The 12,093-nt window shown below is 67.2% G+C and carries 14 protein-coding genes; 10 read left to right on the top strand and 4 right to left on the bottom strand.

The window, feature by feature from the left end; all coding sequences use genetic code 11:
• Positions 1 to 14 precede the first annotated feature (14 nt).
• From P0Y52_15600 to P0Y52_15590, 3 genes are all read left to right on the top strand, one after another.
• Complete coding sequence (locus P0Y52_15600) at positions 15 to 1,280, top strand: MFS transporter (GenBank protein WEK57939.1); 1,266 nt, start codon at positions 15 to 17, stop codon at positions 1,278 to 1,280.
• Positions 1,281 to 1,369: 89 nt separating this feature from the next.
• Positions 1,370 to 1,552: a DUF3606 domain-containing protein gene (locus P0Y52_15595; GenBank protein WEK57938.1), complete on the top strand. Its 183-nt coding sequence runs from the start codon at positions 1,370 to 1,372 to the stop codon at positions 1,550 to 1,552.
• Between the two features lie 23 nt (positions 1,553 to 1,575).
• Entirely contained in the window at positions 1,576 to 2,037 is a 462-nt protein-coding gene (locus P0Y52_15590) for a cysteine hydrolase family protein (protein ID WEK57937.1), read from the top strand.
• On the opposite strand, the gene P0Y52_15585 is transcribed toward P0Y52_15590, so the two are convergent.
• Complete coding sequence (locus P0Y52_15585; GenBank protein WEK57936.1) at positions 2,034 to 2,873, bottom strand: Ku protein; 840 nt, start codon at positions 2,871 to 2,873, stop codon at positions 2,034 to 2,036. The two genes, P0Y52_15590 and P0Y52_15585, sit on opposite strands and share 4 nt — an antisense overlap.
• Before the next feature lie 99 nt (positions 2,874 to 2,972).
• Here P0Y52_15585 and P0Y52_15580 point away from each other — a divergent pair, with 99 nt between their 5' ends.
• Positions 2,973 to 3,626: a DUF1345 domain-containing protein gene (locus tag P0Y52_15580; protein WEK57935.1), complete on the top strand. Its 654-nt coding sequence runs from the start codon at positions 2,973 to 2,975 to the stop codon at positions 3,624 to 3,626.
• Here P0Y52_15580 and P0Y52_15575 read toward each other — a convergent pair.
• Positions 3,623 to 4,033, bottom strand: coding sequence for a helix-turn-helix domain-containing protein (locus P0Y52_15575; GenBank protein ID WEK57934.1), 411 nt, complete (start codon positions 4,031 to 4,033; stop codon positions 3,623 to 3,625). The genes P0Y52_15580 and P0Y52_15575 overlap by 4 nt on opposite strands.
• A 112-nt stretch (positions 4,034 to 4,145) precedes the next feature.
• Here P0Y52_15575 and P0Y52_15570 point away from each other — a divergent pair, with 112 nt between their 5' ends.
• On the top strand, positions 4,146 to 4,907 hold the full coding sequence (locus P0Y52_15570) for an SDR family NAD(P)-dependent oxidoreductase (protein WEK57933.1): 762 nt from the start codon (positions 4,146 to 4,148) through the stop codon (positions 4,905 to 4,907).
• A 350-nt stretch (positions 4,908 to 5,257) separates the two neighbouring features.
• The gene (locus P0Y52_15565; GenBank protein WEK59516.1) at positions 5,258 to 6,745 is read left to right on the top strand and encodes a DEAD/DEAH box helicase; all 1,488 of its coding nucleotides are present in this window, start codon (positions 5,258 to 5,260) and stop codon (positions 6,743 to 6,745) included.
• Positions 6,746 to 7,307: 562 nt separating this feature from the next.
• Here P0Y52_15565 and P0Y52_15560 read toward each other — a convergent pair.
• Both P0Y52_15560 and P0Y52_15555 read right to left on the bottom strand, forming a co-directional pair.
• Positions 7,308 to 8,588 carry a porin gene (locus P0Y52_15560; protein WEK57932.1) on the bottom strand — a complete coding sequence of 427 codons (1,281 nt, stop codon included), beginning with the start codon at positions 8,586 to 8,588 and terminating at the stop codon, positions 7,308 to 7,310.
• A 197-nt stretch (positions 8,589 to 8,785) separates the two neighbouring features.
• Entirely contained in the window at positions 8,786 to 9,544 is a 759-nt protein-coding gene (locus P0Y52_15555; GenBank protein ID WEK57931.1) for a molybdopterin-binding protein, read from the bottom strand.
• Positions 9,545 to 9,682: 138 nt separating this feature from the next.
• Between P0Y52_15555 and map the strand changes: the two genes are divergently transcribed.
• The 4 genes from map (at position 9,683) to P0Y52_15535 (ending at position 12,092) form a co-directional block, all read left to right on the top strand.
• Positions 9,683 to 10,504 (top strand): type I methionyl aminopeptidase, encoded by an 822-nt coding sequence (gene map / locus P0Y52_15550; protein ID WEK57930.1) that lies wholly within the window; start codon positions 9,683 to 9,685, stop codon positions 10,502 to 10,504.
• A gap of 26 nt (positions 10,505 to 10,530) precedes the next feature.
• Positions 10,531 to 11,262, top strand: coding sequence for a DNA repair protein RadC (gene radC / locus P0Y52_15545; protein WEK57929.1), 732 nt, complete (start codon positions 10,531 to 10,533; stop codon positions 11,260 to 11,262).
• Positions 11,259 to 11,783, top strand: a complete 525-nt coding sequence (locus P0Y52_15540; protein WEK57928.1) for a GNAT family N-acetyltransferase — start codon at positions 11,259 to 11,261, stop codon at positions 11,781 to 11,783. Before radC ends, P0Y52_15540 begins: the two co-directional genes overlap by 4 nt.
• A 66-nt stretch (positions 11,784 to 11,849) precedes the next feature.
• Entirely contained in the window at positions 11,850 to 12,092 is a 243-nt protein-coding gene (locus P0Y52_15535; GenBank protein ID WEK57927.1) for a BolA family transcriptional regulator, read from the top strand.
• Position 12,093 lies beyond the last annotated feature (1 nt).

Here is a 12,093-nt window from a genome sequence, read left to right as displayed (position 1 = left end):
CCTCCAGCGCACAGATGTTTGACCGAACCCAGCCCTACTCCCTGATCCTGGCCTGCGCCATCTGTTCGCTCGAAACAAGACAGGCCTCCCCCATGAAGCTCAACCCTCCCCTGCTGGCCTTGGCGGTCGGCGCCTTCGGCATCGGCGTCACCGAGTTCGCCCCCATGGGCATGCTGCCGGTCATCGCCGGCGACCTGGGCGTCTCCATCCCGGCGGCCGGCCTGCTGGTCAGCGCCTATGCCTTCGGGGTCCTGATCGGCGCGCCGCTGATGACCCTGACCACCGGCCGCCTGCCGCGCCGGACCCTGCTGATCGGCCTGATGGGAATCTTCACCCTGGGCAATCTGCTGTCGGCCGTCGCCCCGGAATACTGGAGCCTGATGGCGGCGCGGGTGGTGACCTCGTTCAACCACGGGGCCTTCTTCGGCGTCGGTTCCATCGTCGCCGCCAGCGTGGTCGCGCCGAACAAGCGTGCGGGCGCCGTGGCCGCCATGTTCATGGGCCTCACCATCGCCAACATCACCGGCGTGCCTCTGGCCGCCTGGGCTGGGGAGACCCTGGGCTGGCGCACCTCCTTCTGGGGCATTGCGGGGCTCGGCGCCCTGGCCATGGTCGCCCTGCGCCTGACCCTGCCGCACGGCAAGGTCGAGGCCTCGAGCGACGGCGGCGCCATGAAGGCCGAACTGGCGGTGCTGAAACGCGGCCCGGTGCTGGCGGCCCTGGCCCTGACCGTCATCGGCTCCAGCGCCATGTTCACCGTCTTCACCTATATCGCCCCGATCCTGAAGGAACAGACCCTGGCCTCCAGCGCCTTCGTCACCGCCATGCTGGTCGTCTATGGCGTCGGCCTGACGGTCGGCAACTGGCTGGGCGGACGCTTTGCCGACAAGTCGGTGGACCGCACCCTGATCATCACCCTGGCCAGTCTCGCCGCCCTGCTGGTCCTGTTCGCCGTCGTCATGCCGTGGCAGGCGCCCGCCGCCGTGGTCATCTTCCTCTGGGGCGTGGCCAGCTTCGCCCTGGTGCCGCCGCTGCAGATGCGCGTCATGACCGCCGCCAGCGACGCGCCCAACCTGGCCTCGGCCATGAACATCGGCGCCTTCAACCTGGGCAACGCCATCGGCGCTGCGCTGGGCGGCGCGGTCATCGGTCTGAACCTCGGCTATCCGGCCGTGGCCCTGGCCGGGGCGGTGATGGCCGCCTCGGGACTGATCCTGGTCCTGTTGCTGGTCCGGCGCGAGGCTCGCGCAATCCCTACAACCGCCCCGGCGCGCGGCTAACAAAAAGACGGCTCTTCCTTCGACCGAAGGAGGGGCCGTTTCGCCGCTTTGGTGCTAGGCTTTGTCTTTACGGATCAAGGACACTCCCCATGGCGGGCCTCAAGGACAAGCGCGGCTTCATCGACAAGGACCGGATCGACCTGTCCGAGCGTCAGTCCGTTGAATACTTCATGAAGCGCTGGGGCGTGACCAAGGACCAGATCACCGCCGCTCACCGCAAGGTCGGCCGCATGACCAAGGACATCGCCGCCGAACTGGGCAAGAAGCGCTGACCCAAGAAGCTTCGGCCACGGCCATGCGTCAGGCCCTTCTGATCATCGACGTCCAGCCCAGCTTCAATCCGCCGGACTGGCTGATCGCCGGGATCAACCGCCTGGTCGGGACCATGCCCTCCATCGCCACGGTCGAGCGCCATGACGAGACCGTCACGCCCTTTCAGCGCCAGCTCGGCTGGACCCCCGGCCCCGACGACGACAGCCTGATCAAGGCCGACGTGGTTCACGTGAAACATGGCTATGCCCCGACGCTGGAGACGGTCGCCCATCTGAAGGCGCTGAACCCGAAGCGGGTCCTGGTCTGCGGCATCCAGGCCGATACCTGCGTCCTGGCGGCCGGCTTCGCCCTGTTCGACGCCGGCCTGACCCCGACCCTGATCCGCGACCTGACGGTCGGCTCGTCGCTGGACCGCTCGGGCGACCTGGGCGAACGCCTGTGGCGTCACCACTTCGGCCAGGTGGTCAGCACGGCGGACCTCTAGCCCGCCTTCTTCTTCGCCGCGGGCTTCTTGGCCGCAGGCTTGCCCGACCCCGCCTTCGACGCCGAGCCCTTCAGGCTGGCCTTCAGCGCCGCCATCAGGTCGATGACATTGGTGTCGTCCGGCTCGGCCACGGCCACCACCCCCTTGCCGCCCTTCTGCTTGGCCTCGATCATCTCTTTCAGAGCCTCGTCGTAACGGTCGTGGAAGCGGGTGGGATCGAACGCCGCCGCCTTCTGGCCGATGATGCGCGCGGCGATCTCGACCATGTCGGCGTCGGCCTTCACCTCGGGGATGTCGTCGAAGAAGGCGTCGGCGTCACGCACCTCGTCGTGGGCGCGCAGGGTATAGGCCACCAGCCCCTTGCCGTGGACCTCCAGCGCCAGCTGCCGCTCCTTGCCGCGCAGCACCAGCTGGCCCAGGGCGATCTTTCCCGCCGTCTTCATCGCCTCGCGGATCACGGCGAAGGCTTCGACCCCCACGCCCTTTTCCGGCACGACATAGAAGGGGTCGTCCCAATAGAGCCGGTCGATCTCCGCCTCGTCGACGAACTGATCGATGGAAATGGTCCGGGTGCTCTCCAGCTTCACCTTGTCGAAGTCAGCCTCGTCGAACAGGACGTATTCGTCCTTGGCGATCTCATAGCCCTTGACCAGGTCGGACCGCTCGACCGGTCCCGTGTCGGGGTCCGTCGTCACCATGCGGATGCGATTGTTGGTGGCCGGATTGATCAGGTGAAAGCGCACGTCGCCGGCGCTGCTGGTCGCCGTATAGAGCGCGACCGGACAGGTCACGAGCGACAGCTTCAGATGTCCCTGCCAGGTCGGCCGCGTCGCCATGGGTCAGTCCTCCAGCCCGTTCCAACGGGCCGAGCGAGGATTCGTTCAGACGCCTGGAAGCCACTGGCCCCCGCGACCGAACGGCGTAATCATCACCGCATGAGCTGGATCGCCCGCCTGTTCCGTCTGCACGCCGCCCTGTGGCTGGGGCTGGCGGTTCTGGTTGTGGTCATCGCCCTGTCCCCCAACCTGCGGGACTGGCCGACACGGATCGCGGCGGGATGGGGCGCGGGCGCCGCCGCCTTCCTGGCCCTGACCTTCATCCGTCTGATGCGCGCCCGCTCGGTCGAGGCCATCCGCAAGCGCGCCGCCGAACTGGATCAGGCGGGCGGCGCCGTCCTGCCGCTCAGCCTGCTGGCGGCGGCGGCCAGCGTCTTCATCATCGTCGTGGAGGCGGCGGGCGGCGGCAAGCCCTCGACAGGTTCGGCCCTCTTTTCCATCGGCGTCATCGCCCTGTCCTGGCTGTTCGTCCACGTCCTCTTCACCCTGCACTATGCGCATGAGTTCTACGCCCCCGCCGACACGGGAAAGGGCGACCGCCAGGGGCTGATCTTCCCCGGCGAGGACGACGCCGACTACTGGGACTTTCTGCATTTCGCCCTGATCATCGGCGTCGCCAACCAGACCGCCGACATCCAGATCAGCAGTCAGAGACTGCGCCGCATCGCCACCCTGCACAGCCTGGTGGCCTTTCTGTTCAACACGGTGATCCTGGCCCTGGCGGTCAATATGGCCGTCAGCCTGCTGGGCTAGCCCGCCGCCTTGCGCGCATCAAAGGCCAGCCGCGCCGCCTCGATACGATCCAGGTTCTTCTCCGCCCAGGTCCAGACCCCGCAGAAGGCTTCGGCCAGGGTCACGCCCAGGTCGGTCAGCCGGTATTCGACGCGCGGCGGGATGACCGGATGCACGGTTCGCACCACCAGGCCGTCACGCTCCATCTGACGCAGGGTCTGGGTCAGCATCTTCTGGCTGATGCCGCCGACCCGTTCGCCGAGACGGCTGAAACGCTGCTCGCCGTACTGCTCCAGCACCTCCAGGATCAGCATGGTCCACTTGTCCGCCACCCGCCCGATGACCTCATTGACCAGGACCTCGACGCGCGGATCAGCCGCCTCGTCGCTGTAGGGGGATGAGATTCTTGCGGGCGGGACGTCAGCCATATCCAAATCTTCCCATGAGGTAAGTATGGCGGTTTCTGGTGCCTGCTTTCGATTGGAGAGTATAGCTCATAACTGGGCCTCGGCGTGAATGCGCACGCCGAAGGAGCCCGACATGAAGATCACCGGCAACACCATCCTGATCACCGGCGGCGGCAGCGGCATCGGCCGCGCCCTGGCCGAAAGCCCGCACGCCCGCGGCAATCGCGTCATCATCACCGGGCGTCGTGAGGCGCCGCTGAAGGCCGTCTCCGACGCCAACCCCGGCATGGCCTGGGCCACGCTGGACATGGAGGACGCCGCCGCGATCCGCGCCTTCGCCGCCCAGGTCGTGCGCGATCATCCCGACTTGAACGGGGTCATCAACAATGCGGGGATCATGCAGACCGAGGATCTGACCGCCGAGCCCTTCTCGCTGGAGACCGCCGAAACCACCATCGCCACCAACCTGCTGGGCCCGATCCGGCTGACCATGGCCCTGTTGCCGCATCTGCGGGCCCGGCCGGCCTCGACCGTCATCACCGTCACTTCAGGCCTCGCCTTCATCCCTCTGGTCGCCACGCCGACCTACAACGCCACCAAGGCCGCCATCCATTCCTGGACCCAGTCCTTGCGCACCCAACTGGCCGACACCTCGGTCGAGGTGCTGGAGCTGGCGCCGCCGGCGGTGGCGACCGACCTCATGCCCGGTCACGCCGAAAACCCCGCCTCCATGCCCTTGGCCGCCTATACGGCTGAGGTGGTCGACCTGATTGAACGCGGCGAGACCCCGCGCGGCGAGATCCTGGTCGAACGGGTCAAACCCCTGCGCCGCGCCGAGATCGACGGAAACTACGAACAGATCTACGCCGCCCTGAACGGCCTCGCCGGAGCCTGAACATTCAAGGCGGCGACCCCGCCGCCTTGACTTGGCCGTTATTGAGGCCCATCTGCGCTGCATCGCACCATGCGATGGCCGACTTCCTGCAACGCGTGTGGGTCTTCCTCCCCGAAGACCTGATTGCAGACGCAGCCGGCAAGACCTCAGAGTCATTACGTCGTCCGGACACGCGGGGCGACGCCCCGATCCACCCCGACGGCTTCATTCCGAAGCTCTATCGGGACTGGCGGTGCGTCTCTTCGTTGTTGCGTGCGGTCAGAAGGCTTCCGCCTTCTCGACCCGACGCACGCGGGATGCGCACTTCCGCAAGCGAAAGACGCTACGTGAGCAACACCACTTTTGAATCCATGGGCCTGAACAAGGCCCTCCTCCAGGCCCTGGAATCCACCGGCTACACCCAGCCGACGCCGATCCAGGCCAAGGCCATTCCCGACGTCATGCTGGGCAAGGACCTGCTGGGCATCGCCCAGACCGGCACCGGCAAGACCGCGGCCTTCGCCCTTCCGATCCTGCATCGCCTGGCCGAGAACCGCATCGCGCCCAAGCCGCGCACCACGCGCTGCCTGATCCTGTCGCCCACCCGTGAACTGGCCACCCAGATCGCCGACAGCTTCAAGCAGTACGGCCAGCACCTGGGCTTCCGCGTCGCCGTCATCTTCGGCGGCGTGAAGTACGGCCCTCAGGAACGCGCCCTGCAACAGGGCCTCGACGTCCTGGTCGCCGCTCCGGGCCGCCTGCTGGACCACCTGCAACAGAAGACCCTCGACCTGTCGCAAACGGAAATCTTCGTCCTCGACGAAGCCGACCAGATGCTGGACCTGGGCTTCATCAAGCCCATCCGTCAGATCGTCAGCCGCATCCCGGCCAAGCGTCAGAACCTCTTCTTCTCGGCCACCATGCCGTCGGAGATCGGCAAGCTGGCCGGCGAGCTGCTGAAGGACCCGGTCAAGGTCCAGGTCACGCCGCAGGCCACCACGGTCGAGCGCATCAAGCAGTCGGTCGTCCACATCGAACAGGGTCGCAAGCGCGCCCTGCTGACCGAGCTCTTCTCTGACTCGGCCTATACCCGCTGCCTGGTCTTCACCAAGACCAAGCACGGCGCCGACAAGGTTGCGGCCTATCTGGAAGCCGGCGGCGTCGAAGCCGGCGCCATCCACGGCAACAAGAGCCAGTCACAACGCGAACGCGCCCTGGAAGCCTTCAAGCAGGGCAAGCTGCGCGTCCTGGTCGCCACCGACATCGCCGCCCGCGGCATCGACGTGGACAAGGTCACGCACGTCGTGAACTTCGAGCTGCCCTATGTGCCGGAAGCCTATGTCCACCGCATCGGCCGTACGGCCCGCGCGGGCGCTGACGGCACGGCCATCAGCTTCGTCGCCGGCGACGAGATGAAGCTGCTCAAGGACATCGAGAAGGTCACGCGCCAGAAGATCCCGGCCATCGACCGTCGTAACGACAAGGCCCTGGGCATGCTCGACGCCTCGATCATGGCCGCCGGCGTCAAGCAGAAGGCCACCCTGCCCGAGCGTGAAGAGCGCGGCGGCCGTGGCGGACGCGGCGGCGGCGGCGGCGAAGGCCGCAACCGCAACCCGCGTCGCGACGGCGTCAAGCCGGAGGGCGGCGGTCAGCCGCACCGTCAGCGCAAGGCCGGCCCGAACCGCGACCGCACCCACCACGCCGACCGTCCGGCCGCCGTCTATGACCCCATGGCCGGCGAACGTCCGAAGTCGTCGCCGCGCGCCCAGCCCTCGGCCGAGCCCAAGCCCGTCGGCGAAATGCAGCGCCGCCCGCGCAACCGCCGCCCCTCGAACGGCGGCAAGGGCTACAGCGCCTAAGCCCTGATCCCTGGGATCAACGCCACGACAGAACCGCCGGGCTCTCCTCGAGAGCCCGGCGTTTTTCGTTTCGCCTTCCCTCTCCCAATGGGAGAGGGCTTGAGCCTCCAAGAGCAAAGCGATTGGCAAGGCGAAAGGGTGAGGTGGTCGTCGCCCCTCGGCGTCAGCCGTATCGCAGCCGCCTGCCCGCTGCCTGAAAAAGCCACAAGATCGGATGTGAGCGACAGCTCTCTTCCACCATGAGAAGGGTGGCCTCCAACTGCCATCTCCCCCAGACCTCGCATCTCCCCTTCCAAGAAAACAACGCCCTAGGGTCATTTTCATCCGTTTTGCGCGCCGAGGTTCAGCCCTCGCCTAGACTTGACGCATGAACGCCCAGACGCCCCACCCCGTCGCCTTCCTCTCTCGGACCGCCATTCTGGCCTCCCCGTTGGCCGCCGGTCCCGCCCCGGCCCATTGCACCAATTGCACTGTTTTTTTCGCGGCGCCGTGCAATCCCGCCCATGAAAAACGGCGGCCCCCGCAAGAGAGCCGCCGTTTCCATCTCAGCCTTGTCGCCGGGTCAGAAGGCCCAGCGCGCGCCCAGGGAGGCCACTACGCCCGAGCCCTCGGCCGTGCCGCGCAGCTGCGAGGTCGTCGCCGCCGGCGTGCCCGCATAGAAGGTGCGGTCGTCGTTGATGGTGCTGTCGCTGAAGGCGATGTAGGTCAGGCCGGCGTCGACCTTCAGACCTTCGCGCACCTCGGCGGTGCCGCCCACCGAGAACAGCCAGCGGTCGGCGTCCGGGATGCGGGCCGTGCGCAGGCTGTCGCGGGTCGGAGTCGGGTCATAGCCGACGCCGGCGCGCAGCGTGACCTTGTCGTTCAGGGCGTAGTCGGCCCCGATCGCGCCCGTGGTCACGTCCTTGTAGTTCTGCTCGATCGGCGCGCTCTGGCCCGCGTACTCGACGTCGATGGCCTGGAACTCGCTCCAGCCGATGCGGTTGACCTGGGCGTTCAGGGTCAGCTTGTCGTTGACGGCATAGCGGACCGAGGCCGAGGCGAACCACGGCGTGTTGAAGCTGGCCGTGCCCGGGGTCGAGACATTGGCCGCCGCCGGCAGGGGCGCCAGCAGGCCGGAAATGACCACGTCGCCGTCCAGTTCGTGCTCGATCTTGGAGCGATAGCTCAGGCCGAAGTCCCACGGGCCCTTGTGCACCTGGGCGCCGACATTCCAGCCATAGTCCCAGCCGTCGCCGATCAGGGAGTTGGAGCCGTCCGGCAGCAGGGGCGACAGATTGGGCAGGGCCGAGGTCAGCTTGGCCTTGACGTATTGAGCGTCGACGCCGACGCCCAGGTCCAGCCAGTCGGTGACCTGAACGGCCCCCGTCAGGCCGGCGTTCACCGTCCGCAGCTCCGACGTCAGGGCGTCATAGCGGGCGAAGGAGGTCGGCTGATACTTGGTGGTGAAGTTGTAGGGGGCGGCCAGCGAGAAGGCGACGGCGAAGCGGTCGCCGACCGGCGTGGCGATGGCGAAGTTCGGGACCAGACCGCTCTCGATCGGGTCGATGTTGTGGTTCTGGCCCTGGATCGGCACGGTGATCCCGCCCGGATAGGTGATGCTCGACCCGGCGTTGTCGACGCTCGAGTCGATCTTCAGGCCATGCATGCCGACATAGACCTCGCGGCCGCTGCGGGCCACGGCGGCGGGGTTCCACCACAGCGAGGACACGCCGCGATCCGCCGCCTCGCCCGAATAGGCCCGGCCCGCGCCGCGCACCGACTGTTCCTGCAGATAGAAGGAGCCGGCGAAGGCCGGCGCAGCCACGGAGGCCATGAGGACCGCCAGACCGCTGATACGGCCCATATTCCTGGAGTTCATACTGTTTCACCTATGTAAGTCGGCCCGCCATTACTGATGCGACGCGCCGTTGTTCGGGGAGAGGGCCAAAGCTAGCAGCCACAGCGCTCGTGTCATGAAAGCGTTGCGCCCGCGACACCTCTCAGACCGCAAATCGGCGAAACCGTGGCGACAATGTCGCAGAATTTCACACCTTGGTGAGGTTACGTTACGGCAATTTCAATTCCCGAAGAACGCAGTTCGTGGGAAAGATCGTGTTCCGCAAGGTCAACTTCGGCCGCATCGCGACCACGGATCACCAGCTGGGTTCCGACCTCCCCATCGCCGCCGAAGCCGAAGGGATAGCTGCCGAACGACAGGTCCGGCCGCGCCTCGGCGGCGGCCCTCAGCCTCTCGGCGATAGCGCTTTCGCCGACGCCCACGACCCGCAGGGTGCGGACATGGACCACCGCCCCCGTGCGCAGGCGCGGGGCCACATCCTGCAACATGGCCTCCATGATCCGGGGCACTCCGGCCATGACGAAGACATTGCCGATCTGGAAGCCCGGCGCATCCGTCACCGGATTGGCGATCAGGGTCCCGCCCTCGGGAATGCGCGCCATGCGCCGCCGCGCCGGGGTGAAATCCCCGACGCCATAGCGTCGCTCCAGGATGGCGAGGGCCTCGGGGTGTTCGGCCACCGCCACGCCGAAGGCCGCGCCCACGGCGTCGGCGGTGATGTCGTCATGGGTCGGGCCTATGCCCCCGGTGGTGAAGACATAGTCGTAGGCCCCGCGCAGGGCGTTCAGGGCCCCGACGATCTGCGCCTGCCGGTCTCCGACCGTGCGCGCCTCCATCAGGTCGATCCCCAGCGTCGCCAGGAACCGGGCGATGGTGTTCAGGTTCGTGTCCCGGGTTCGACCGGACAGGATTTCATCGCCGATGATCAGGACAGCGGCGGTGGGGGCGGCTTGAGCGTTCATGCCTCCCACATAGGGAGGGCGCCGCCCCGCGTCACCGGCGCCGCCTGACGGGGTTGAGGTTTTGTGCTAGGGTGGCCATCTGACCCAGAGTAAAGCCCCCCGCCGCGCCTCCCTCTCGCGGCCCGCCGAAAGCAGATCATGTACGAGACCCCCGACCTGGATAACGACGCCTTCGTCCGCAGCCACGAAATCCGCATCCACGACGCGGCCGCCTTCGAGGGCATGCGCAAGGCCGGCCGTCTGGTCGCCGAGGCCCTGGACATGATCGGCGAGCATGTGAAGCCCGGCGTCACCACCGGCGAACTGGACGATCTGGTGCGCGAGTTCACCCTGGCGCGCGGCGGCATCCCCGCCTGCCTCGGCTACAAGGGCTACACCAAGACGATCTGCACCTCGATCAACCACGTCGTCTGCCATGGCATTCCCGGCGACAAGGTCCTGAAGGAAGGCGACATCGTCAATATCGACCACACGGTCATCGTCGACGGCTGGCATGGCGACTCGAGCCGTATGTTCCCGGTCGGCGAGATCAACGCCCGTTCGAAAAAACTGATCGACGTCACTTATGAGGCGCTGGAACTGGGTCTGGCCCAGGTCAAGCCGGGCAACACCTTCGGCGACATCGGCTTCGCCATTCAGAAATTCGTCGAGGCCCAACGCATGAGCGTGGTCCGCGACTTCTGCGGCCACGGCATCGGCCGGGTCTTCCACGACAGCCCCAATGTCCTGCACTACGGTCGTCGCGGCGAGGGCGCGGTCCTGAAGCCCGGCATGTTCTTCACCGTCGAGCCGATGGTGAACCTGGGCAAGCCGGCGGTGAAGGTCCTGTCCGACGGCTGGACCGCCGTGACCCGCGACAAGTCGCTGTCGTCGCAGTGCGAACACACCATCGGCGTGACGGAAGACGGCCTGGAAATCTTCTCGGCCTCGCCGAAGGGCCTGTTCCGCCCGAAATTCTGAGCTAGTCTCCCCCTCGGGGGAGGCTGATGCTCGATCAACCGCCGGAAAAGCCGAAGGCCAAGCCGCACCACGCCGGTCATCGCGAACGGCTGCGCGAACGCGCGCGCGGCGCGGGCATCCACCACCTGCCCGACTATGAGCTGCTGGAGTTCTTCCTGTTCCGCAGCCAGCCGCAGGGCGACGTCAAGCCGATCGCCAAGGCCCTGCTGACCCGCTTCGGCTCCCTGGCCGCCGTCCTGGCCGCCTCGGTGGAAGACCTGATGACCGTCCGCGCCGAGGACTCGCGCGGCCGCTCCAAGGGCGTCGGCGCCGAGACCGCCCTGGACCTGGCCGCCCTGCACGAGGTCTCGCGCCGCGTGACCAAGGAAGAGGCCAACAAGCGCACCGTCATCTCGTCCTGGACAGCGCTGCTGGCCTATGTCCGCCTGTCGCTGCAGCATGAACCGCGCGAACAGTTCCGCGTCCTCTACCTCGACAAGAAGAACCAGCTGATCCTTGACGAGATCCAGAACCGGGGCACGGTCGACCACGCCCCCGTCTATCCGCGCGAGGTGGTGCGTCGGGCGCTGGAGCTGTCGGCCAGCGCCATGATCATCGTCCACAACCACCCCTCGGGGGACCCGACCCCCAGCCGCGCCGACATCGACATGACCAGGCAGGTGGTCGAGGCCGCCCGCGCGCTCAGCCTTCAGGTCCACGACCACCTCATCGTCGGCCGCGAAGGCGTGGCCAGTTTCAAGCAATTGGGATTGATGTGACCATTCTCACGACCGACCGCCTGACCCTGACCCCCGTCGCCGCCAGCGACATGGACGACCTGATCGGCCTGTGGGCCGACGCCGACTTCACCCGCCACATCATGGGCCGCGGCCTGTCCGAGGAAGAGGTCTGGTTCCGACTGCTGCGCGACCTTGGCCACTGGCAGGCCAAGGGCTACGGCAACTGGTCGATCCGCGAGACGCAGACGGGGACCTATGTCGGCAGCGTCGGGGTGCTGGACTATCGCCGCGAGATGGAGCCGCCCTTCGACGCCCCGGAACTGGGCTGGGGCGTGGCCCCCGCCTTCCAGGGCCAGGGCCTGGCCCATGAAGCGCTTCAGGCCGCCCTGGCCTGGACCGACGCCTATCGGCTGGAGCCGCGCACCGTCTGCATGATCTCGCCCGACAACGCCGCGTCGGTGAGGCTGGCCGAGCGGGTCGGCTACCGCCCCTATGCCGAGACGGACTACAAGGGATCGTCCGTCACCCTGTTTGAACGTCCGCGCACGGTTGCGGGCTGACAGACGGCCCGCACCTCTCTAGGTTTTACAGTTCAAACCCGATCCGCCGGTTTCGAGAGTAGCTTCATGCCCATGTCCGCCGACGTCCTGCGCGCCCATCTGGTCGAGGCCTTTCCCGATGCGGACATCGCCATCGAGGACCTGGCCGGCGACGGCGACCACTATCGCGCCAGGATCGTCTCCACCGCCTTCAAGGGCCTGGCGCGCGTGCGTCAGCATCAACTGGTCTATGGCGCGCTGAAGGGCCAGATGGGCGGCGAACTGCACGCTCTGGCGCTGGAAACCTCCGCTCCCGTCGAGGCGGGCTGAG

This window comes from Candidatus Brevundimonas phytovorans (assembly GCA_029203145.1).
Lineage (GTDB): Bacteria > Pseudomonadota > Alphaproteobacteria > Caulobacterales > Caulobacteraceae > Brevundimonas > Brevundimonas phytovorans.
This window is presented reverse-complemented; position numbering and strand designations above follow the sequence as displayed.